21 protein-coding genes are annotated in these 22635 nt (G+C 32.0%); 11 read left to right on the top strand and 10 right to left on the bottom strand.

Annotated features, from left to right (window positions below):
• The first annotated feature begins 96 nt into the window (after window positions 1–96).
• The 4 genes from KO504_RS00710 (at window position 97) to KO504_RS00695 (ending at window position 4122) form a co-directional block, all read left to right on the top strand.
• Window positions 97–2508, top strand: a complete 2412-nt coding sequence (locus tag KO504_RS00710; RefSeq protein WP_215924351.1) for a penicillin acylase family protein — start codon at window positions 97–99, stop codon at window positions 2506–2508.
• Window positions 2508–2867: a hypothetical protein gene (locus KO504_RS00705; protein WP_215924349.1), complete on the top strand. Its 360-nt coding sequence runs from the start codon at window positions 2508–2510 to the stop codon at window positions 2865–2867. The genes KO504_RS00710 and KO504_RS00705 overlap by 1 nt, the downstream gene beginning before the upstream one ends.
• A 127-nt stretch (window positions 2868–2994) precedes the next feature.
• A complete protein-coding gene (locus tag KO504_RS00700) occupies window positions 2995–3297 on the top strand; it encodes an ArsR/SmtB family transcription factor (protein ID WP_215924347.1) in 303 nt (100 codons plus the stop codon).
• 222 nt (window positions 3298–3519) lie between these two features.
• The gene (locus KO504_RS00695) at window positions 3520–4122 is read left to right on the top strand and encodes a short chain dehydrogenase (RefSeq protein ID WP_215924345.1); all 603 of its coding nucleotides are present in this window, start codon (window positions 3520–3522) and stop codon (window positions 4120–4122) included.
• Between the two features lie 99 nt (window positions 4123–4221).
• Here KO504_RS00695 and KO504_RS00690 read toward each other — a convergent pair whose 3' ends face one another.
• Window positions 4222–5694, bottom strand: coding sequence for a T9SS type A sorting domain-containing protein (locus KO504_RS00690; RefSeq protein ID WP_215924343.1), 1473 nt, complete (start codon window positions 5692–5694; stop codon window positions 4222–4224).
• 302 nt (window positions 5695–5996) lie between these two features.
• Between KO504_RS00690 and KO504_RS00685 the strand changes: the two genes are divergently transcribed.
• Window positions 5997–6557 carry a type 1 glutamine amidotransferase domain-containing protein gene (locus KO504_RS00685; RefSeq protein WP_215924341.1) on the top strand — a complete coding sequence of 187 codons (561 nt, stop codon included), beginning with the start codon at window positions 5997–5999 and terminating at the stop codon, window positions 6555–6557.
• A 127-nt stretch (window positions 6558–6684) separates the two neighbouring features.
• Here the strand turns inward: KO504_RS00685 and KO504_RS00680 are convergent, their stop codons facing one another.
• The gene (locus KO504_RS00680; RefSeq protein ID WP_215924339.1) at window positions 6685–7389 is read right to left on the bottom strand and encodes a tetratricopeptide repeat protein; all 705 of its coding nucleotides are present in this window, start codon (window positions 7387–7389) and stop codon (window positions 6685–6687) included.
• A gap of 97 nt (window positions 7390–7486) precedes the next feature.
• Window positions 7487–8422, bottom strand: a complete 936-nt coding sequence (locus KO504_RS00675) for a peptidylprolyl isomerase (RefSeq protein WP_215924337.1) — start codon at window positions 8420–8422, stop codon at window positions 7487–7489.
• Between the two features lie 230 nt (window positions 8423–8652).
• Between KO504_RS00675 and KO504_RS00670 the strand changes: the two genes are divergently transcribed.
• A complete protein-coding gene (locus KO504_RS00670; protein ID WP_215924335.1) occupies window positions 8653–9105 on the top strand; it encodes a hypothetical protein in 453 nt (150 codons plus the stop codon).
• A gap of 178 nt (window positions 9106–9283) precedes the next feature.
• On the opposite strand, the gene recQ is transcribed toward KO504_RS00670, so the two are convergent.
• Window positions 9284–11485: a DNA helicase RecQ gene (gene recQ / locus KO504_RS00665; protein WP_215924333.1), complete on the bottom strand. Its 2202-nt coding sequence runs from the start codon at window positions 11483–11485 to the stop codon at window positions 9284–9286.
• An 89-nt stretch (window positions 11486–11574) separates the two neighbouring features.
• Here recQ and KO504_RS00660 point away from each other — a divergent pair, with 89 nt between their 5' ends.
• The 3 genes from KO504_RS00660 (at window position 11575) to lptB (ending at window position 14242) form a co-directional block, all read left to right on the top strand.
• Window positions 11575–12540 carry a KpsF/GutQ family sugar-phosphate isomerase gene (locus tag KO504_RS00660; RefSeq protein WP_215924331.1) on the top strand — a complete coding sequence of 322 codons (966 nt, stop codon included), beginning with the start codon at window positions 11575–11577 and terminating at the stop codon, window positions 12538–12540.
• Window positions 12540–13373: a twin-arginine translocase subunit TatC gene (gene tatC / locus KO504_RS00655; protein WP_215924329.1), complete on the top strand. Its 834-nt coding sequence runs from the start codon at window positions 12540–12542 to the stop codon at window positions 13371–13373. Before KO504_RS00660 ends, tatC begins: the two co-directional genes overlap by 1 nt.
• A 128-nt stretch (window positions 13374–13501) precedes the next feature.
• Entirely contained in the window at window positions 13502–14242 is a 741-nt protein-coding gene (gene lptB, locus KO504_RS00650) for an LPS export ABC transporter ATP-binding protein (protein WP_215924327.1), read from the top strand.
• A 2-nt stretch (window positions 14243–14244) separates the two neighbouring features.
• Here lptB and KO504_RS00645 read toward each other — a convergent pair whose 3' ends face one another.
• The 3 genes from KO504_RS00645 to KO504_RS00635 form a co-directional block, all read right to left on the bottom strand.
• Window positions 14245–14544, bottom strand: coding sequence for a hypothetical protein (locus tag KO504_RS00645; RefSeq protein ID WP_215924325.1), 300 nt, complete (start codon window positions 14542–14544; stop codon window positions 14245–14247).
• 118 nt (window positions 14545–14662) lie between these two features.
• Window positions 14663–15544: a DUF808 domain-containing protein gene (locus tag KO504_RS00640; RefSeq protein WP_215924323.1), complete on the bottom strand. Its 882-nt coding sequence runs from the start codon at window positions 15542–15544 to the stop codon at window positions 14663–14665.
• A gap of 33 nt (window positions 15545–15577) precedes the next feature.
• A complete protein-coding gene (locus KO504_RS00635; RefSeq protein ID WP_215924321.1) occupies window positions 15578–16336 on the bottom strand; it encodes a CDP-alcohol phosphatidyltransferase family protein in 759 nt (252 codons plus the stop codon).
• Between the two features lie 269 nt (window positions 16337–16605).
• Between KO504_RS00635 and KO504_RS00630 the strand changes: the two genes are divergently transcribed.
• Together KO504_RS00630 and KO504_RS00625 are read left to right on the top strand one after the other, a co-directional pair.
• A complete protein-coding gene (locus KO504_RS00630; protein WP_215924319.1) occupies window positions 16606–17676 on the top strand; it encodes a PorV/PorQ family protein in 1071 nt (356 codons plus the stop codon).
• Window positions 17677–17684: 8 nt separating this feature from the next.
• A complete protein-coding gene (locus KO504_RS00625) occupies window positions 17685–18854 on the top strand; it encodes a lipoprotein N-acyltransferase Lnb domain-containing protein (RefSeq protein WP_215924317.1) in 1170 nt (389 codons plus the stop codon).
• Window positions 18855–18866: 12 nt separating this feature from the next.
• Here the strand turns inward: KO504_RS00625 and KO504_RS00620 are convergent, their stop codons facing one another.
• From KO504_RS00620 to KO504_RS00610, 3 genes are read right to left on the bottom strand one after another with little or no spacing between them, the layout of a single operon-like run.
• On the bottom strand, window positions 18867–20261 hold the full coding sequence (locus tag KO504_RS00620; RefSeq protein ID WP_215924315.1) for a sugar transferase: 1395 nt from the start codon (window positions 20259–20261) through the stop codon (window positions 18867–18869).
• Between the two features lie 56 nt (window positions 20262–20317).
• Window positions 20318–21319, bottom strand: a complete 1002-nt coding sequence (locus tag KO504_RS00615) for a glycosyltransferase family 4 protein (protein WP_215924313.1) — start codon at window positions 21317–21319, stop codon at window positions 20318–20320.
• Window positions 21279–22628, bottom strand: a complete 1350-nt coding sequence (locus KO504_RS00610) for an O-antigen ligase family protein (protein ID WP_215924311.1) — start codon at window positions 22626–22628, stop codon at window positions 21279–21281. Before KO504_RS00610 ends, KO504_RS00615 begins: the two co-directional genes overlap by 41 nt.
• Window positions 22629–22635 lie beyond the last annotated feature (7 nt).

Below are 22635 nucleotides of genomic sequence, written 5' to 3'. Positions count from 1 at the left end.
TTTTAGAGCTAACGCTTCGAAAATAATTTAATACGATTCGTATTTTAAAATTACCATAATAATTACTATTTTTAAATTCGTCTATAATTCAACTTCATGAAAATATTCAAACTCCTATTATCTTTCGTTTTAACGATAGGCATTTTTTATGCGCTCAATACCAAATTTGGCTCTATTCCTCCAATAGGCAAATTTCTAAATCCTTATTCTGGTGTTTGGCAAAATGAAACCGATGAATCAATTTCTGGAAACATTTCTATTCCTGAATTAAAAGATAAAGTCACGGTTCATTATGATGCTGAATTAATTCCACATGTATTTGCTCAAAACGAAACCGACTTATACAGAGCACAAGGTTATATTACAGCAAAACACAGATTATGGCAAATGGAATTTCAAACCTATGCCGCAGCAGGTCGTTTATCTGAAATTATTGGTGAGTCTGCATTAAGCTACGACAGGCAAGAACGCAGACGTGGCATGGGCTATGGAGCAGAGCAATCACTTTTAAAAATGAATGAAGATGAAGAAACAAAAGCATACATAGATGCCTATACAGCGGGTATAAACAGCTATATTAATCAATTAGAAACTGACAAAATCCCTGTTGAATATAAATTACTCGACTATAAACCCGAAGCTTGGACACCTAAAAAAACAGCTTTGCTTTTAATGTACATGACCAAGATGTTGGCTGGTGGCGATGAAGATATAGAATACACGAATGCCTTACGCTTGTTTGGAAAAGAACGTTTTGATTTGTTGTTTCCAGATTTCTTTGATGTTACAGATCCTATAATTCCAAAAGATAATGATTGGAGCTATATAGATGTACCGCAAACACCAATGCCAAATAGCGAGCCTGTATTAGATTCTATTGCTACAGTAATTGACAAACCAGACCCAAACTATGGTAGTAATAACTGGGCAGTATCTGGCAGCAAATCAACAACCGGAAACCCAATCTTAGCAAACGATCCACATTTAGGACTCAATTTACCCTCTATTTGGTTTGTTATGCAATTAAGCACACCAACTCATAATACTTTTGGAGCAACATTACCAGGAGCCTTAGGCGTTATATCTGGCTTTAACCAATATATATCTTGGGGAGAAACTAATGCTACACGAGATGTTATTGACTGGTATAAAATTGAATTTAACGAAGACGGTACAAAATATAAGTTTGATGACCACTGGAAAGATGTTACTTATAGAATAGAAGATATTAAAATAAAAGGAAAAGAAAATTATAAAGATACTATCCGTTATACACATCATGGTCCTGTGTTTTACGATGATAATTTTAAATCTGATAACGCCAAAAAAGGATATGCCATGAAGTGGATTGGACATATTGGAGGCAATAATCAAAAAACGTTTTTAGAGCTCAATAAATCTAAAAATTACAAAGATTATGTAAAAGCTATAAGCAGCTATACAGCACCTGCTCAAAACTTTGTTTTTGCATCAACAGAGGGAGATATTGCGATTTGGGTACAGGGAAAACTACCGAATAAATGGGAAGGCCAAGGAAAATTTATTATGGATGGCAGTAAATCTGAAAACGATTGGCAGAGTTTTATTCCGCAAGAATTTAATGCTCACACCAAAAACCCAGAACGTGGTTTTGTGAGTTCTGCAAACCAAACTCCAGTTGATGAGGCCTATCCCTATTTTGTGTTTAATGATGGCTATGAAACCTACAGAAATCGTGTGATAAATGATTTTTTTAGATCCAAAGAACAGTTTAGCGTTCAAGATTTTAAAGATTTGCATAATAACAATTACAATCTTAAAGCTTCAGAACTCATGCCATATATGTTAGAAACTATGGATGTTTCTAACCTAACCGAAGAGGAAAAAGAAATTTACAGCATCGCCAAAGCGTGGCAATATAATAATGACATGGAAAAAATTGGTCCAAGCATCTGGAAAGCTTGGTGGAGTATCCTTTACAATATGGTTTGGGATGAATTTGATATAGAAGACACAGCTATAACGACGCCATTTACCTATCAAACCATTTACTTATTAAAAACTAAAGGCGATGATGCCTTTATGGATATTTTAGACACACCTGAAAAGGAAACAGCCAAAGATTTGTTTCTAATAAGCTTTAGAAAAGCCGTTAAAAAGCTTAACGATTGGAAAACTGAAAATGGCGATCTTAATTGGACGAATTACAAAGGCACTTATGCAGGCCATTTACTACAAGCTTTACCTGCATTTTCCAGGTTTGATATTCCTATTGGCGGAGGAAAAAACATTGTTAACGCTACATCTGAAAATTGGGGACCGTCTTGGAGAATGATTGTAGAAATGACCTCACCTCCTACTGCCTTAGGTATATATCCTGGTGGACAATCTGGGAACCCCGGAAGTAAATATTACGATAATTTTATAGACGATTGGGCAGCTGGTAACTATTATAGCCTTAATTTTTTACAAAGCGACAAAGTAACGGATGCCATCATTGGCACACAAACCTTAATACCAAGCAACTAATGAGCAAAAATATCATCAATTTTATAGTTACTATTATAATCGCATTTGTTCTCTCATTGTTTCTGCCTTGGTGGTCTGTAATGGTTGCTGCTTTTGCTACAGCTCTATTTATTCCACTGAAGAAAGTAGCCGTATTTTTTATTCCATTCATAGCCATTCTTTTATTTTGGGCTGTGTATAGTTTTATTCTCAGTAGTGGTAACGACTTTACCTTAGCCAAACGTATTGCTGTGCTTCTACCATTAGATGGCAATCCTTATGCTTTAATTTTGGTTACAGGACTTATTGGAGGATTGGCTGCAGGTATAGCTGCGGTCTTTGGTAAGCAGTTAAGCTCAGTTTTAGCGGATAAAAAATAAGTTAATAAAAAACTTGTAATCAACTGCATATAGGCAAAATTGTCCTAACGAGAAGTAAACAAGCTAAACTTTATAAAATTTTATTAAATCACTATGTCATATCGATATTTATAGATATGTTTGTAGTATGAATTTAAAAACAGCCACTGAAATAGGAAAATGTCTATCTAACCAAACAAGAGTACAAATCATGGAATGGTTAAAAGATCCCGAAAAGCATTTTCCGCCACACGAAACATTAAAGCATTTTAACGATGGGGTTTGTGTAACTTATATTAAAGAGAAAGCCGGACTTTCTCAATCTACCATTTCAACCTATTTAACTAATATGGAAAAATGCGGAATTTTAATGTCAACTAGACACGGAAAATGGTCATATCTAAAAAGGAATGAAGAGACAATTAAAGCATATATTAACTTTATAAGTTAAAAAAAATTAATTCAACACATCGACATATAGCGATATAACAAAATATATAGAACATACTTACTCGGCGGAAATCTAATTGCAATAAACGGTTACTACTATAATGCAATTTCTCCATTTGTAACCAACTTACTTTGAAGTTTATTGCAACCTTAACAATTTATAAAACAAGAAAGAAGAAAATATAATGTGATAAAAATCAATGTATAACTTAAAACAAAACATATGAAAATAGTAATCATCGGAGGTCATGGAACAATAGGAAAAACAGTTGTATCCCATTTAAAAAAAGATAACGAAATAGTAATAGCTAGTCGCTCAAATGCAGATGTAACTGTAGATATTTCCAACAGCAAGTCTATCAAATCTATGTTTGATAAAATAGGAAAATTAGATGCTATAATATGTATTGCCGGAGAGGCAAAATGGGATGATTTTAATAATCTTACTGAAGAAGATTATTATATAGGATTAAAAAGTAAACTTATGGGACAAGTGAACCTTGTTCGTATTGGAAAAGACTATTTAAATCAAAATGGTTCAATAACCTTATCAACAGGTATTTTAGCAGATGATCCCGTTGTACAAACAACAAGTGCCGCAATGGTAAATGGAGCTATTCACAGTTTTGTAAAAGCTGTAGCACTCGAAATTGAAAACGGAATTAGAGTTAATGTGGTGTCTTCAGGAATGGTTGAAGACGCTTACGAAAAATATAAAGATGCTTTTCCAGGACATAACCCAATACCAATGAACAAAGTTATAAACGGATATGTGAGAAGTGTAAAAGGGAAAGGAAATGGTGAAATTATCAGAATATATGACTAAATAATGATAACAACACTTTTAGTATAAGCAATCTCTAAAATAAAAAAGCTGCCCTAAAAATTCACTTTTAAGGCAGCTCTATTTAATAGAGTATAGTAATTATTTTACTACAAGTTTTTTAATTGCCTTAGCGTTTTTACCATGTAATTGTAACATATAAATCCCTGAATTTAAATCAAGATATAACGTATTCTTACCAAATTCAAGTGGTTTTTGTGTTATTAATTTTCCATCAATACTGTACACATACAATTGTGTATATAATGCATTGTTATCCAAGTTTAGTTCACCTTCCGTCGGATTTGGGTATACAGAAATATCATTTAAAGTCAGTTCATTAACACTTAAGAATGCGCAATTTACAGGATCAAATGTAACTAAGCCCAAAGTTGCATTATCGTTTTGGTGTCCAATAACAGCTTCGGCATCTGCAAGAGTATTAGGTGCATTGGTTTCATCCCAACAGTTATGTAATGCCGTCACAGTATTATCAGTATTGTTATATAGGGCATAAGTAACGCCTCCATTACCATTTTCAGAAAACACATTTTCCCCTACATTGTCTGCATCATCACCTAAATTGATATTTGATTCTCCTTGTAGTGTAATTCCCCATAAATTTCTGCGTATCTCATTTCCACTCGCAATAATATCCATGCCTTCATTAGTTGCATTTAATGAAATACCGCTTCCACCTATATTAGGGTTTCCTTGAATATCATTATCTTCAATAACATTATTTCTAATAAATCCAGAAGCATTATCTCCAAGTATAGCAATACCATAACGATTGTCTACTATTATATTGTTATCTATCACCGCGTTAATGACTCCTCCAACAAAATTAGAAACTGCTATTCCTCCTGCTTGAGTTAAATTACGGTCACCTTTTATAGTATTCTGAATAATTTGAATTGGCTCATTTACCATAGTTGTCCCCATATTAATTTGTGGTCTATTAGCATTAGCTTGGTTGTTTCCTTCTATATAATTATTAAATATATAAGGAGATACAGCACTATTTGCACCCGAACTAATAGCAGGAGTTTCGTTAAAAGTAATTGTATTATTAGTTATCTGAGCCATACCTCTAGACAATGCAATAACACCACCAGTAGCTACACCAGAAACATTGTTAGTTACTGTACAGTTATTAATAGTAAAGGTTTCTGTTAAAACACGTAAGCCTCCACCATATTGAATGGTAGCATTTTGAATATTAACATTAGAAAACTCTTCAAAACGGAAGCCATCATATGGCAAGTTTGTATCAATTGCCGTAAAAGTAGTATTATCTGCATTTACATTAAATGTTCCATAAACCGTAATTCTTACATCTGCTCCAATTTCTAAAGTGAGATCTGTATCTATAAGAAAAGTATCTGTTGAAGAAATAGTAAGATTGTCTGTTAAGGTATAAGTGGTTCCTGAGACAGATATTGTTGCGGGACTAGCAGTAACAAGGTCGTCTAAAGTATAAGTTATACCAGTATCTGGCGTAATGTATTCTTGTGCCATAAGGCTACCAAAAAGACCAAAAATCATAAATAAATTGAGTAGTTTTTTCTTCATATGGTTGTTGTTTTAGTTGATATAAAATTAAAAAATATTATGTATAATGACGACTAAAATCAACTTTTACCGATAGATGGTCATTGAAATAAATGTTATAAAACCATAAAAACACCCAAAGTTATTGATTAAAAGCCTGTTAATTTTTTAACGCTTTTTTTAATCTTTAACATTATTCGGATTTCATTTAACACTTAGTATTAAACTGACGTTAAGTCCCTTTTAAAATTCGCTATAGCCTAAAGCATTTATTATCTTAGTGTTGAATCGAATTACTAATAACAAAATAAATACAATCACAAATGGAAAATTTAAATAGAAAGAAAGTCGCAATTTTAGCAACTAATGGATTTGAGGAAAGTGAATTAAAAGCACCATTAAACGCCTTAAAAGAAGCTGGTGCTGATGTTGATATTGTTTCTGAAAAATCTGGAAAAATTAAAGCTTGGCAAGATGGAAATTGGAGTAATACATATAATGTTGACAAAACATTAGATGACGTTTCTCAATCCAATTATAATGCCTTAGTACTTCCAGGAGGAGTAATGAATCCTGACACCTTAAGAAAAAACAAGGATGCTGTAAATTTTATCAAATCATTTTTTGAAAACCATAAACCGGTAGCAGCCATTTGTCATGCGCCTTGGCTATTAGCAGAAGCAGACGTCCTAAAAGATAGAAAGGTTACATCATATGCCTCAATTAAAAAAGATATAATTAACGCAGGTGCACATTGGGAAGACAGCGCAGTCGTTGTTGACCAAGGATTAGTAACGAGTAGAAATCCTAATGATTTACCGGCATTTACTTCAAAACTCGTTGAAGAAATTTATGAAGGTAAACACGAGATGCAGACGGCCTAATTTATTTGTACTAACAATTATTAAAAAAGTGAACTTAAAAAAGGTTCACTTTTTTTTTAAAACAAAACTTCTAATCTAGATTAGACCCTGTCTTATAACAACTAAACTGTTTTATTAAGCAAAGAACCTACAGTGACTTTTGAAACTTACTAGCATTGCTCTCTACAAACCGTTTTGCACGTTTACTTGTCGGTGATATATCTAAGACCTTCTTATAGTTATTATAAGCCTGTAAACTATCCCCTTGTAGCAAATAAGCTTCTGCCAAACTATCGTAAACATTAATACTATTAGGATGTAAAGCCGCATTAATTTTTAATGTTTCAATAGCTTTATCATACTCGTGGTTACTCATATGCTTATAGCCTATTTTATTAAAACTCCATTCATTTATATAAGAGCTTGTAGAATCTTCTTTCTTAATGCCTAAGTACCCTTCAAGTGCTTCTTTATAATTACCATCTTTTAAATGCATACTTGGTGTTTTATAACCTTTTGGTGCCTTTAAATAATCGTAAGTAATTTTAGCTTCATCACCTTCAGGAATTACAGATAAATAGCGTGCTTTGGTTTCGGGATGTTGTACAAACCGGAATTTCTTATACATATCTGCAACAAAAAATTCATTCTCTTCTAAGGCTACTGGTTCAATTTCACCTTCTTTCCAATTTAAAAAGAGCGTATTACCTTCATAATACACCTCTATGAGCTCATCTGGATTATATAAGTAATATCCTGCTGTTTCCTTTTTAAAAGATTCAGAATAGTTTACAGAATTAGTGCAACTCCATGTAATAATTACAATAAGCGCTATTAAAATTTTAGCCTTCATAATGGTCGGTTTATTTGATTGATCTAAGTGCAAAAAAAAGTCTCACTTAATAGTGAGACGATTCTTTTATTGTTTTGTTACTAAATTAAGATAAATCTTAAGCTTTTACATCCATCAATTCTACATCAAAAACCAATGTTGCGTTTGGAGGAATAACACCTCCAGCTCCTGCTGCGCCATATCCTAAATCACTAGGAATTACTAAACGTGCCTTATCACCAACGTTTAAAAGACAAATACCTTCATCCCAACCTGGAATTACCTGACCAACACCAACTTGAAAATCTAAAGGTGAATTTCTTTTGTATGACGAATCGAAAACCGTCCCATCTGCTAACTGACCTTTGTAATGTACAGATACTGTATTTCCTTTTTCTGCTTTTTTACCTTCACCTTTTTGAATAATTTGGTAACGTAAACCAGATTCTGTTTCATCAAAACCTGCTGCTAACTTATCTAACTCTGCTCTTGCAGCTTCACGTTCTGCTGCGATACGCTTTTCTCTAGAACCTTCAAATGTTCTAAACGCTTCAATGGCATTAAATTTTTCGGCAGCTTCACCTTGTCTTATTATTTCTAAGCTTTCAATGATGTCTCCTTGAGCTACAGAATCTACAACATCTTGCCCTTCTACTACATTTCCAAATACTGTATGTTTATTATCTAACCAATCGGTTGCAATATGAGTAATGTAAAACTGACTTCCATTGGTACCAGGACCAGAGTTTGCCATAGCTAAAATACCTGGACCACTATGTCTTAAATCTGGATGAAACTCATCGTCAAATTTATAACCTGGATGACCAGTTCCTGTACCTTGCGGACACCCCCCTTGAATCATAAAATCAGGAATAACTCTGTGAAATTTTAATCCGTCATAATATGGAGTCCCTTGTGGTTTAACAGAATTTTCTAAATTACCTTCTGCTAAAGCTACAAAATTACCAACTGTTCCTGGAGTCTTTTCAAACTCTAAATTTACTAATATCACACCTTTTGAGGTGTTAAATTTTGCGTATAAACCGTCTTGCATTGTGTTTTCTTTTGTTTAAGACTGCAAAGATAGTGAACTGAGTTGGAAGTTTGAAGTGGGAGGTTTGTAGATTTGTAAAATTCCCTCATAGCATCACCAAATAAATTTTAAAAAATACCAACCAGAATATCAATAATTTAAATAGCGAACACACCACTTTGAAACTAAAGAATAGAATTTAAATTTGACATTTAAATTAATAAAGTTAGTTTTGAAAAAAAACAAAACACATGGCATTTTCCCTATCTAAACTCTTTGGCTCTAAAACTTCTAATTCTATGCCTAGAGATACTATTGAAGCTATTATAACTGATGTGGAAAACAAACCTTTTGGTGTTTCTGAAAACAATGTGCTTTTTGCTGGTTTGAACGAATTAGGAGGCTATTTCTTTTTTCAGACAGTTATTGTTGGTCAGCTAAATGTTAAATCTAAAAATGGCGCTCAACTTGTGTTTTCTGGTGATAACTTTAAACTACAGTTAGAGGCTGATATGCCAGAGTTTGAGTCTGAAAGTTCTGATATTAAAGGAAGGTATGTTACTAAGATTGATTTTCAGATTGAAGAACATGATGTAAAAAAACTAGAAGAAGCAACACTTAAAAGTATTCAAATCAAAGTAAAAAAACACGACCTTCTGTTTAGTAAATATGTTGTGATTGATGCTTCTGATGAGGAAGAATAACTATAATCTCTTTTTCGAGTAAAATTAAAATTGAAGTTTAGCAAACATTTAAAATGATGTATCGAGAACACTAGTTGATTATTTTATAGTGTTCTCGATACTATTTTACAACTCGCCTTTACTATATATAAATATAATTTTAGACGGCTTAGGGTAAGCATCAAATTATTATAAGGACTTAGTTCGCCACTTCGCTCATAAACTTAATTCGATATAAACGTAATTCTTCATCATCGTAATCTCCATCAAATTCTTCAATTGCATCGTCTATTTTATCGCTTTCAGATTCCATAAAATAGTCATGGATTTCTTCTTGTTGGTCTTCGTCTAAAATATCATCAATCCAATAATCAATATTTAATTTTGTTCCGGAAAACACAATAGATTCCATTTCCTTTATAAAAGCTGGCATTTCCATACCTTTAGAAGAGGCAATGTCATTTAGTGGCAATTTACGATCTACATTTTGAATGATATATAACTTTATCGCAGAATTTGTACCTGTAGACTTCACAATCATGTCATCAGGCCTCATAATGTCGTTTTCCTCAACATAATCTGCTATTAAATTCACAAAATCTTTCCCATATTTTTTAGCTTTACTCTCTCCTACTCCATGTACATTAGATAATTCCTCTATATTAATAGGATACTTTAAAGCCATATCTTCTAAAGAAGGGTCTTGAAAAATCACAAAAGGTGGCACACCTAATTTTTTAGCATTCCGTTTTCTTAAATCTTTAAGCATTTTCATGAGCTTATCATCTGAAACGGCACCACCTCCTTTAGTATTTGTAACAATACCATCACTTGAATCTATATCATAAACATGGTCTTCTGCCATTAAAAAAGATTGAGGATTGGTTATAAAATCCAAACCACTTTCACTTAATCTTAGCACACCATAAGTTTCAATGTCTTTTTTCAAATAACGTGCAACGATGACCTGTCTGATTAATGCCATCCAATACCTCGGATCTTTCGCTTTACCAACTCCAAAAAAGGCTTGTTGATCTGTTTTATGAGACGAAATAAGTGCATTTGAATTTCCAACAAGCACTTGAACTAAATCTTTAGCCTTATATTTTTCGTTAGTTTTTTTGACTGTATCTAATAAAACCTGAACATCATCTTGAGCTTGTACTTGTTTTTTAGGATGACGTACATTATCGTCCATATCTCCACCTTCTCCAGTTTCATTATCAAATTCTTCCCCAAAATAATGAAGGATAAATTTACGTCTAGATATAGATGTCTCTGCAAAAGCAACAACTTCTTGTAATAATGCATGTCCAATTTCTTGTTCTGCAACAGGCTTCCCAGCCATAAATTTTTCAAGTTTCTCTATATCTTTATAAGCGTAGTAGGCCAAACAATGTCCTTCTCCTCCATCTCGTCCTGCTCGTCCTGTTTCTTGATAATAGCTTTCAATACTTTTAGGAATATCATGATGAATTACAAAACGCACATCTGGTTTGTCTATTCCCATTCCAAAAGCAATTGTCGCCACCACCACATCTGTATCTTCCATTAAGAACATATCTTGATGTTTTACTCTAGTCTTAGCGTCTAAACCAGCGTGATATGGTACGGCTTTTACTCCATTAACTTGAAGAACTTGTGCTAATTCTTCAACTCGTTTACGACTTAAACAGTAAATAATTCCAGATTTTCCTTCATTCTGCTTAACAAAACGAATAATATCTGAATCTACATTTTTAGTTTTTGGTCGTACCTCATAATAAAGATTGGGTCTATTAAAAGAATCTTTAAATGTTACAGCATTAGGCATTCCTAAGCTTTTCAAAATATCTTCCTGAACTTTTTCTGTAGCTGTAGCGGTAAGACCAACGATAGGAATATCGTCACCAATACGTTTAATTATAGTTTTTAAATTTCTATATTCTGGCCTAAAATCGTGTCCCCATTCACTGATACAATGCGCTTCATCAACAGCCATAAAAGAAATTTTAACGGTCCGTAGGAAGTCAACATACTCTTCTTTGGTTAATGATTCTGGGGCTACATATAGCAATTTAGTAATGCCATTTGTAATATCATCCTTAACACGTTTTACTTCTGTTTTATTTAAAGACGAATTTAAAACATGTGCTACACCTTCGTGTTCAGATACTGCCCTTATAGCATCTACCTGATTTTTCATCAGTGCAATAAGAGGCGACACAACAATAGCTGTGCCTTCTGCTATTAAAGCTGGTAGCTGATAACATAACGATTTTCCGCCTCCTGTTGGCATAATAACAAAAGTATTATTACCTGCTACGACGTTTTTTATAACTTCTTCCTGAAGACCTTTGAATTCTGAAAATCCAAAGTGTTTTTTTAGTGAAGTATGTAAGTCAATTTCTGCAATACTCATTAATCCTTATTAGTATTTTATATACATTTGCAACAACTTTTAAAGATAACAAATTCTTTATATTTAAAAAACTCTATAAAAAATAAGTTTTGAACACTAAACAATCCATCTTAAAAACTGCAAAAACAACGATAAAATTAGAAAGTAAAGCTATTGATAATTTATCAGATTTACTAACGGAAGATTTTGCAGATGCAGTAGAGTTAATTTACCAGTCTAAAGGTCGTGTTATTATTACAGGAATTGGCAAAAGTGCTATCATTGCTAACAAAATCGTTGCAACCTTAAATTCTACTGGTACTCCAGCTGTTTTTATGCATGCTGCTGATGCCATCCATGGAGACCTTGGATTAATTCTAGAAGACGACGTTGTTATTTGTATTTCTAAAAGTGGAAACACGCCAGAAATTAAAGTTTTGGTACCACTTATTAAGAATGCAAATAATAAAATGATCGCTATTACGGGCAATAAAGATTCGTTTTTAGGACAACAAGCCGATTATATTTTGAATGCTTATGTCGCTCAAGAAGCTTGTCCTAATAATCTAGCTCCAACAACTAGCACTACTGCACAATTGGTAATGGGAGATGCTTTAGCGGTTTGCTTATTGGAATTACGAGGCTTTTCAAGTAAAGATTTTGCCAAATATCATCCAGGCGGTGCACTTGGCAAACGTCTTTATTTAAGAGTAAACGATTTATCTTCACAAAACCAAAAACCACAAGTTAATCTTGAGGCTTCATTAAAAACAGTAATTGTAGAAATCACAGAGAAAATGCTTGGTGTTACTGCTGTTGTAGAAGAGGATAAAATTGTAGGTATTATTACAGATGGTGATTTAAGACGTATGTTAAGTAAAAGTGATGATCTTACGGGTTTAAAAGCCAAAAACATTATGAGTAATAATCCAAGACGCATTTCTGAAGACGCTATGGCTGTTGATGCTAAGGAAGTTATGGAAGAGTTTGGAATTTCTCAACTATTGGTAGAACATGATGGCAAGTACTCAGGTGTGGTTCATCTTCACGATTTAATAAAAGAAGGCATTATATAATGGCAAAAAAACAAATGGATGAGATGTCGTTTTTAGATCATCTCGAAGATTTAAGATGGCATTTAGTTAGAGCAACAATTAGTATTGTAATTGCAGCAACATTAGCCTTTATTTTTAAAAAGTTTATTTTTGATGTCATCATTTTTGGGCCAACACATATGGACTTCCCTACCTATGAAGGTCTTTGTAAGATGTCTCAGTTTTTAGGTATGACAGATACGACCTTTTGCGCTGATAAATTTCCTTTTATCATTCAAAACAGAACTGTTGCTGGTCAATTTTCAGCACATATTTGGACCTCTATCTATGCTGGTTTTATAATTTCATTTCCTTATGTGCTTTATCAGCTTTGGAGTTTTATAAGTCCAGGACTAAAACCGAGTGAGCGTAAAAACTCTAGAGGATTTATAGTTATTGCATCCTTTTTATTCTTTCTTGGTGTACTCTTTGGTTATTATATTGTGACACCTTTATCTATAAATTTCTTAGCCAATTATCAAATTAGTGATCAAATATCTAATGAGTTTGACGTAAGTTCTGTAATTGCCATTGTACGTTCTTCTGCTATTGCTTCTGGCTTTGTGTTTGAGCTACCTATAATTATTTACTTTTTAACAAAAGTAGGTCTTGTAACTCCGCAGTTTTTAAAGAAATACCGAAAATTCGCATTAGTTATAGTCTTAGTTTTATCTGCAATTATTACACCTCCAGATATTGCAAGTCAAGTTATTGTAGCTATTCCTATATTATTATTATATCAGATTAGTATTTATATCTCGGCTATAGTTGTTAAAAATCAAAAAAGAAAAGAAAAACGTGCCAATTCGCTTTAAAATTTTAGATTATTCGTATAGCATTATCTAAATTTTAAACACAGAGCAAGGTTAAACTTTTAATAAATGATTGCCAAAGCAAATAGAATCTATATGATTTTATTAAATTTAGCGTTCTTAGAAATAATATGAAGTTACGAGCAGAACATTTAATGAAGTCCTATAACGGACGAAAAGTAGTAAAAGATGTTTCCCTTGAGGTTAATCAGGGCGAAATTGTTGGTTTATTGGGTCCGAATGGAGCTGGAAAAACCACTTCTTTTTATATGATTGTTGGAATTATTAAGCCTAATGGAGGAAATATTTATTTAGACGATACCAACATCACGAAATATCCAATGTACAAACGTGCTCAAAATGGTATTGGTTATTTAGCCCAAGAACCTTCTGTTTTTAGAAAACTAAGTATTGAAGATAATATTTTAAGTGTATTGCAGCTTACAAAATTAAGTAAGAAAGAGCAACACAATAAAATGGAATCGCTAATTGAAGAATTTGGTTTAGGCCATATTAGAACTAATAGAGGCGACTTACTTTCTGGTGGTGAGCGTCGTAGAACAGAAATTGCACGAGCACTAGCCACCGACCCTAGTTTTATTCTATTGGATGAACCTTTTGCAGGTGTAGATCCTGTTGCTGTTGAAGATATTCAGCGAATTATTGCTAAACTGACCAAGAAGAATATTGGCATTTTAATTACAGACCATAACGTACAAGAAACACTAGCAATTACTGACAGAACTTATTTGATGTTTGAAGGTAACATTCTTAAAGCAGGGAAACCTGAAGAATTGGCTAGTGATGAAATGGTAAGAAAAGTTTATTTAGGTCAGAATTTTGAGCTACGTAAAACAAAGCTTGAGTTTTAAGATTATTTACTCTCTCTCATCTTTTTTACCACAATTAGCATTATATACAAAATCACAGCTTGTATCATTAGGTTTATAATCCAATATAAAATAACCATTAATATGCTTTCTGAAACATAAAATGGTAAATCGCTACTGATAAGACTCAAAGGATAACTACAAATAGCTATAAGTAAAGACGTTATTGAAGATAACTCACTGTGAGCTTGAGATAGTAAAACATCTGCTAAACCAATAATAAACTGAACTACTAATAGAAATAAAAATACTCTTACTAACTCTTTAAGTTTAAATTTTTTCATTTTTTACTCGCTTTAATTTAATAGGTTCTAATATTTTTATTTCAATATTAGAGTTAGGGTTATGCTATTAACCAACTTTAAATTTAACAAGTTTTCACACCAATTAACGTTGCTATTTTTAATGTTTAGAACGCTTACTAAAAAATATTTTTTTAAATATTTCAACACAAATTAAACAAACTAATCCAACGGCTAATCCGATAATAAAATCTCTTAAAATAGACGGAATTTGTTCTAAGAAATGATGTAAAAATTCAATATTATGGACAAAGATCCCTCCAGCAACAAGAAGTAGAGCTATAGTCCCAATAACAGACAAACTTTTTATTAGTTTTGGTAAAGCCCAAACCAAAAAAGTTCCGATTGAAAATAAAACACCTTTTCCTCCATTACTTTTATTAATTAGCTGTAATCCAAAATCATCCATTCTTACTATTAATGCCACAATACCATAAACACCAACGGTAGCTATTAATGCTACAATAGACACAACTATGATTTGAGTTGTTATTGGTTCTCCTACTACAGATCCTAAGGCTATAATAACAATTTCAACAGATAGGATAAAATCAGTTACAATTGCAGATTTTATCTTCGTTTTTTCTAAATCTAACAATTCTTGTTCTGTAAAGTTTCCTTTAAATTCTTTAGTCACTTCCTTAGGGTGAGGCACAAAAAATTCATAGATTTTTTCAGCCCCTTCATAAGACAAGTATAATCCTCCTAGCACTAAAATAACAATAACAGACCAAGGTAAAAACGCACTTAATAGAAACGCTAAAGGTAAAATTATTAATTTATTTAAAAATGAGCCTTTTGTAATTGCCCATAGTACTGGAATTTCACGAGAAGAGACAAACCCTGATGCTTTTTCTGCATTTACGGCTAAATCATCCCCCAAAATACCTGCTGTTTTCTTCGTTGTTATCTTGGTCATCGCAGCGACATCATCCATCAAAGTCGCTATATCATCTAGTAATGCAAAAAATCCTGAAGCCATTAATTATAAATTCTATTTAGAAAATGTGTTGAGTTAAACTATACTAGATTTTGTTAATAATGAAAGTATTATATATAATGCAATTATAAGTGGTATTGCTGCAAAATGAAGTAAAATTAATAACACCACACTTAAAATTAGAAAAATATAACGAATAGCATTGTCTTTAAATCCCCAATTTTTAAATTTTAAAGCAAATAACTTTATGTTTGAATTTAATAGATAACAACTAAGCAGAGTTAATGCTATTAAAAACCATTTATTAATAATTATTGAATTTATTAAATCGCTATTTTGGTATTCTAAAATTAAGGGTAATGACAATATTACTAACGTATTGGCTGGCACAGGCAAGCCTTTAAAATAACTTTGTTGATCCTCGTCTAAATTAAATTTTGCTAAACGGTAAGCAGAAGCTAAAGCAATAAACAAACCTATTAATGGCAAAACAGACATTTTAAATCCTTGCCAATGAAACACTGAATTCCAGCTATCGCTATGAGTTGAAAAACTTGGAGCATCAATGGCTAATGAAATAAGTTTAAACATGATAACTCCTGGTACAACTCCACTCGTTACCAAATCGGCAAGCGAATCCAACTGAATACCTAGTGGACTTTGTACATTTAGCTTTCTTGCTAAAAGTCCGTCAAAGAAATCAAAAAATATACCTAAAAACACAAAGAATGCTGCGGCAACAAAGTTACCATTCACTGCAAATATTAAAGCAATACATCCTGAAAACAAATTCAGAAGTGTTACTATATTGGGAATATGTTGTTTTAATCTCATAAACTTAATTTTTGTAAAAATATAAAAGTATTTGAGTCTATTTCAAATTGCAATATAAAGAATGCAATAAAAACGACGTTTAACAGTTAAATAGGAAGAAGTGATTTAAACTTTTTATTTTAACTAAAAAAATTTATCATTTTTGTTCTCTGTATCGTAGGATATCTAACTAAAAATGACTTTGTGAGATAAAAAAAATCTTCATTACAAACAAAAAGTTTAAACTACTTCAGAAAAATAATGTGCATCTTTGTAAAAAATTATTGCTGTTGAAAAATTACTATGTAATTCTCTTAACACTTACTACGCTTATAGCTTCGGCACAAACTACAAGAAAATATTCTAATGAATTTATGAATATTGGTGTTGATGCTGCTGCTTTAGGTATGAGTAATGCTGTTGTATCACAAACTGCTGATGTTAATTCTGGATATTGGAATCCTGCAGGATTGGTTCATCTTGAAGACAGTCAACTTTCCTTAATGCATTCTAGCTATTTTGCAAACATTGCCAATTATAATTATATCGCTTATGCGATGCCTTTAGATAACGAAAGTGCATTAGGTATTTCATTAATTAGATTTGGAGTTGATGACATTTTAGACACCACACAATTAATAGACGATCAAGGCAATATTAATTACGATAGAATTAGCACCTTCTCTACTGCAGATTATGGTTTAACCTTTTCATATGCTAGAAAATTACCTTTAGATGGTTTAAACTTTGGAGTTAATGCTAAAATAATCCGACGAATTATTGGTGACTTTGCGTCTTCTTGGGGGTTTGGATTAGATGCAGGCATTCAATTTGAAGGTAACAATAATTGGAAGTTTGGCTTTATGGCAAGAGATATTACAACCACTTATAATGCTTGGTCAATTGACGAAGATAAGTTTGAACAAATAAGCGGTGCTATTGAAGGAGAAAATCAGGAACTTCCTGAAACCACTGAAATAACAATACCTAAGTTACAGTTAGGAATGTCTAAAAAATGGATTTTTCATTATGATTATTCTTTATTAGCAGCTGTAAACTTAAACATGCGTTTTGCTCAAAACAACGATATTATTTCAACATCTTTTGCGAGTATAAATCCTGCTTTGGGATTTGAGTTTGGTTATACAGATTTAGTCTTTTTAAGGGCTGGAGTTGGTAATTTTCAGAATGAAATTCAGATTGATAATTCTGAACAAATTTCATTTCAACCTAACTTTGGTGTTGGTTTTAAATATAGAGGCATTCAAATCGATTATGCTTTTACTGATATTGGTGACCAAAGTGCAGCTTTATACTCTAATGTATTTTCTTTAAAACTAGACTTTAGCATCTTTAGATAATCATTATTATGAAATTGAAACTGTTCGTTTTTGCTTTCCTATTTACATTTTTCTCAAACTTTGCACAGCAACGGCAATTATCACCTGATGCTCAGATAACGGTGTTGACTATTGGTCCTGGTAACTCTTTAAATGATGCTTTTGGTCACAATGGCTTTAGAGTAAAAGATCGAAATTTAGGTATTGATGTAGTCTATGGCTATGGTGCTTACGACTTTGAAGCTCCTAACTTTTATTTGAAATTCGCTCAAGGAAAACTCAATTACCTGATAAGCAAACATTACTTTAAAGATTTTTATTTTGCCTATAAAGAAGATAATCGCACCATAGACGAACAAATCTTAAACCTGTCTACAGAAGAAAAACAAAAACTATTTAATTATTTAGAAAACAATTATAAACCAGAAAACAGACGTTATTTATACGATTTCTTTTATGACAATTGTGCGACACGAATTAGAGATATCACTCTAAAAGTTTCTGAACGTAAAATTAATTTTAAGCTACCTGACAATTTTAAACCAAAAACGTTTAGAACCCTTATTCACGATCATGTAGGTTTAAATACTTGGGGGAGTTTTGGGATAGACATTGCTTTGGGTTCCGTTATTGACAGAACAGCAACCGTTAACGAGCATATGTTTTTGCCACAATATATTCATACCTTTTTTGAAACTGCAACACTAAACAACACTGAAAATTTAGTAAAAAGCTCTTCTACTCTGTATGAAAAAAAGGAAACAGATTCATCTTTAAATATTCTGTTTAACCCTTTAATTATAATAGGATTAATTAGCCTTTGTATTTTATTTTTCACCTATAGAGATTATAAAAATAATATTCGAACCAATTGGTTAGATATTACCATATTTGGGACTACAGGTGTCATAGGTGTTATTATACTATTTTTATGGTTCTTAACAGACCACTCTGCAACAGCTCAAAACTATAATTTGCTATGGGCTTTTCCACTTAATATTATTGTCATAGGACAATTGTTAAAACCTAAAATTAAAAATTGGGTTAAGCGCTACCTTAAGTTTTTAATTATCATGTTAGCACTGATGACTTTTCATTGGTTGGGTGGCGTTCAGGTATTTGCTATTGGTTTAATTCCCTTACTTGTGGCGTTATTAGTAAGGTATATCTTTTTAATACAATTCTTTAATAAGAATTAATTCTTACGAAAACTACTGTCCTCTGTAGTACAAGATCGTACTTAGCGTTTTTATAACAATGCTGAAATCTAAAAAAACACTTCTGTGTTTAATATAATATAAGTCGTATTGAAGCTTGGTAAGACTATCGTCTACTGAAGAGCCATACCTTGTACTAACCTGTGCCCAACCAGTTAACCCTGGTTTTATCATATGACGTGTTTCGTAGAATGGTATTATACGAGACAACTCGTTAACAAAAAAAGGACGTTCTGGCCTAGGTCCAATAATACTCATATCACCTTTTAGTACATTATAAAACTGAGGCACCTCATCCAAACGAGAGCGTCTTAAAAACATCCCAAATGATGTAATTCTTTTATCATTTTTTTGAGCCCACTTTACTCCATCTTTCTCGGCATTAACAACCATGGTTCTTAGTTTAAGAATATGAAACGGTTTTCCGTTTATACCAACACGCTCTTGAACATAAAATAAAGGTCCTTTATTCCCCATTAAATTACCTATTAAAATAATAGGTAACAATAGTACGCCTAACATAAGGCCTATTAATGAAAACGTAACATCAAAGGCACGATGAAAAAAGATATAGAGCTTATTTTCATTACTTCGACTAAAAGGAAAATACTTATAGAAATCCTTACCAACAAACTGAATAGGTACTTTTTGAAGCAGCTCTTCATAAACTTGAGAATAATCTCTTATTTTAAAACCACGTTCTAGTAATAGCATTAAATCATGATAAACCTCAGCCATTATAGCCTCGGTATTAAAGCTTGCTACAAGAATTTCGGATATTCGTTCTTTATCAATTGTTTCTAAAAATTCTGTGGCTCTAAACTCCTTTAACCCTGTAAACTTAACTGATTCCGCACTAGAAGCTTCACTATTTATAAAACCAACTATTCTGTAATTTGGATCTGATGTATCTAATGCTTTAATTAGACCATCTATATTAGATACTTCTCCAACAAGAAGGACTCGCTTATAAAAACGAGGCGATTCAATTAAGTTAATATACACTAATCTCCATAAGAGAATTGAAACAATTATTGTAACATATAAATAAACAATTTGAATACGTTCAACAGGAAGATAAGGTGAAAGTACTGGAGTTAACAAATAAAACAGCACAACAGTAGAAGTTGTTATTACAATATTTTTAAATGTAGTGTCTAATCTGCTGGCTTTTTGTAAATCATACAATTCAAAAATAGTAGCAAAAACAGTAACATAAACTCCTAATAAAACTAACGCAATACTATTTTCTGTACTAACAACAATATATTCAAAATCAAAGTAAAGACTTAAACAGTACACACCTATGTACACCATTACTAAGTCTAAAACTCTAAGTAGAATTTTACGCTCAGAAACTTCGAAATGAATACCTCTTTTTTTAGACATTGATGAGAAAAACTATGGTGTAAATATAATAAGTACAAATGATTTTTAACATAATTTTAGGACAAAAGGGTTTCCCATTCGGGTTTAATTACATGCCAATCGAATTTTTCTACTTTAAGGCGCGCATTATTAACTAGTTCGCTTCTATTCTTTTCGTCTAATTTTATAATAGCATCAACCATAGCATCAACATTATTAGGCTCTACAAGCACCCCATCAACATTATTTGTAATTAAAAAAGGTAAGCCACCTACATTTGTAGAAACTATTGGCAAACCTAAAGCCATAGCCTCAATGACACTTACAGGAGTATTATCAAAATTAGTTGTATTAATAAAAACATTAGAATCTTTTGAAAGCGCTAACCATTCTACTTTAGACAATTTTCCCGTGAAATTTACTTGTAGTTGTTTTGATTCTGCTAAATCCTTTACTTTTTTTAATGAGCCATCTACCTCTGGCCCAACCATAGTTAATTGAGCATTATAATTCTTTTCTAATAATTTTTCTAAAACTAAAATAGCTAGTTCTGGATTGTATATTGAAGAAAAAGATCTTACCCATAATAATTTTATACAATCAATACTTCTACTATAAAAATCATAATTGTCTATTTCTATATTGTTTGGAATATATAATACATCTTTATAGTTATAGGATTCAAAAACTGATTTTAAAAAGTGAGAAGGCGCTACTAACTTATAAGCATGGTCAAAAATAAGGTGACTTAATTTTGAACTGTGTTTTAATCTATTTTCTAGATTTCCTCCTCGTAAAATAGGAATATATTTTAGTTTTAATAGTCGGCATAATTGACTTATTATTAATGCGTAATAAAAATTAAATGTACTATAAGTGTCGATTATAACAAAATCTGTATTAGTTCTATTAACTAACACCAATTTACACATATCAATTAAACGCAATAATTTATTGTTGTAGCTAGAAGCTGTCTTAACAATACAAATTTCATTTAATTGTTTCCCTAAAACCTCTATAGAAGTTATAGATTTCCCTTTATTTGATAAGGCGTTTCCTATGTACAGGACGTTTTTCATTGAATACATATAATAATGTCAATCCATAAATAAAACTGGGTGCAGCAATTCGCATGGCAGAATGATTAATGGTGGCAAACCAAAAACAGAGAAAGGCATAGAAAAAAATATTATCTGGATTTTCGGCTTTAAATGCTAAAGGTGTAAAAATTAATATTAATAATATAATAATGCCTAATATGCCGTGCTCTGATAGTAACCTACTTATTTCATTATGACTTACTACTCCCCTTCCAAAACGTTCAATCCGCAACTCTTTCATTCCATTGGCTCCAACACCAAAAAAGGGATTATCTGTAAAACCGTCAATCTCTCCCAGAAATAAATCGAGTCTACCTGTAGTTACATCTTTTTTCTCTCTACCCGCACCATCTTTGTTAGTATAACGGTTTTCAATAAGTCCTTCTGTCTGCACGGTACTATACATCCAAGTAAAAACAAGAACTAAAGAAAAAACCAAAAACGAGGATATTATTTTAAACCGCTCCCTTGAATGAGATTTTAAATATAGAAAAACCATAAATGCGATTATCATCATAATTGCAGTTATTACGCCTCCTCTGCTAAATGTTACAATAGCTCTAAATGAAACTACACCAAATAATATACAGTTGATACCAGTAATGAGTAGATTTTTAGATTTTAAAAATATAAATACACAAAACACAAACATACCAACCCCTAACATTGTTGCGACTTGATTTGGACCAAAACCACCTGAAGCTGCATAGTTAGATTGCGTTCCGCTTAATGTATCTTTTATACTAGGCGAAAAAATAAACAGATAAGTCGTTAATGCTACTATTGGCAAAGCCAAGTACAATAATATCTCAAGAATTTCACTCCTACTTACTTTTTTATCTAAACAATATAACGCAGATAAACCCAAGCAAACGGGCCCCGTGAGAACAAAAGCTACATTGGTTCTAAAATTTGAGTCAAAACCTATATTCATCGAAGCTACAATTATTGAAGGCACTAATAATATCAAAAATATAAAATAAGGATAGCCTCTGTTGGAAATACCATTATAGAACATACCCATAAGAATAAAAACAATAACTAAATATTTTGAAGCTTCATAAAATATAGCTCCATTGGTCATTCTAAATAAAACTTCAATGCCTACCAAATAAGCACAAGCCTTTAAAACTTCTATTTTCTTGTTTTTTTGAGGAGCTACAATAATTAATCCTATAAAGTAAATCGTAATTATAAAAAAATACGCTCTAGGAAAAAAACCAATAAAATACATACATGCACCTACTACAATATGAAATAATAGCAAGTATATATATTTTAAATCCATAAAAAGT

The sequence above is a fragment of the Winogradskyella psychrotolerans genome, assembly GCF_018860565.1.
GTDB classification, from domain to species: Bacteria; Bacteroidota; Bacteroidia; order Flavobacteriales; family Flavobacteriaceae; genus Winogradskyella; species Winogradskyella damuponensis.
The sequence above is the reverse complement of the archived record's forward strand: the minus strand, read 5'-3'. Positions and strand labels throughout refer to the sequence as shown.

Bases quoted from the DNA above. Each gene is read 5' to 3' on its own strand.
- KO504_RS00610 (WP_215924311.1), bottom strand. From the start codon at position 22,628: ATGGATTTAAAATATATATACTTGCTATTATTTCATATTGTAGTAGGT.
- KO504_RS00670 (WP_215924335.1), top strand. From the start codon at position 8,653: ATGGCATTTTCCCTATCTAAACTCTTTGGCTCTAAAACTTCTAATTCT.
- lptB (WP_215924327.1), top strand. From the start codon at position 13,502: ATGAAGTTACGAGCAGAACATTTAATGAAGTCCTATAACGGACGAAAA.
- KO504_RS00680 (WP_215924339.1), bottom strand. From the start codon at position 7,389: ATGAAGGCTAAAATTTTAATAGCGCTTATTGTAATTATTACATGGAGT.
- KO504_RS00625 (WP_215924317.1), top strand. From the start codon at position 17,685: ATGAAATTGAAACTGTTCGTTTTTGCTTTCCTATTTACATTTTTCTCA.
- tatC (WP_215924329.1), top strand. From the start codon at position 12,540: ATGGCAAAAAAACAAATGGATGAGATGTCGTTTTTAGATCATCTCGAA.
- KO504_RS00695 (WP_215924345.1), top strand. From the start codon at position 3,520: ATGAAAATAGTAATCATCGGAGGTCATGGAACAATAGGAAAAACAGTT.
- KO504_RS00645 (WP_215924325.1), bottom strand. From the start codon at position 14,544: ATGAAAAAATTTAAACTTAAAGAGTTAGTAAGAGTATTTTTATTTCTA.
- KO504_RS00690 (WP_215924343.1), bottom strand. From the start codon at position 5,694: ATGAAGAAAAAACTACTCAATTTATTTATGATTTTTGGTCTTTTTGGT.
- KO504_RS00620 (WP_215924315.1), bottom strand. From the start codon at position 20,261: ATGTCTAAAAAAAGAGGTATTCATTTCGAAGTTTCTGAGCGTAAAATT.
- KO504_RS00700 (WP_215924347.1), top strand. From the start codon at position 2,995: ATGAATTTAAAAACAGCCACTGAAATAGGAAAATGTCTATCTAACCAA.
- KO504_RS00710 (WP_215924351.1), top strand. From the start codon at position 97: ATGAAAATATTCAAACTCCTATTATCTTTCGTTTTAACGATAGGCATT.
- recQ (WP_215924333.1), bottom strand. From the start codon at position 11,485: ATGAGTATTGCAGAAATTGACTTACATACTTCACTAAAAAAACACTTT.
- KO504_RS00685 (WP_215924341.1), top strand. From the start codon at position 5,997: ATGGAAAATTTAAATAGAAAGAAAGTCGCAATTTTAGCAACTAATGGA.
- KO504_RS00635 (WP_215924321.1), bottom strand. From the start codon at position 16,336: ATGAGATTAAAACAACATATTCCCAATATAGTAACACTTCTGAATTTG.
- KO504_RS00615 (WP_215924313.1), bottom strand. From the start codon at position 21,319: ATGAAAAACGTCCTGTACATAGGAAACGCCTTATCAAATAAAGGGAAA.
- KO504_RS00705 (WP_215924349.1), top strand. From the start codon at position 2,508: ATGAGCAAAAATATCATCAATTTTATAGTTACTATTATAATCGCATTT.
- KO504_RS00675 (WP_215924337.1), bottom strand. From the start codon at position 8,422: ATGCAAGACGGTTTATACGCAAAATTTAACACCTCAAAAGGTGTGATA.
- KO504_RS00640 (WP_215924323.1), bottom strand. From the start codon at position 15,544: ATGGCTTCAGGATTTTTTGCATTACTAGATGATATAGCGACTTTGATG.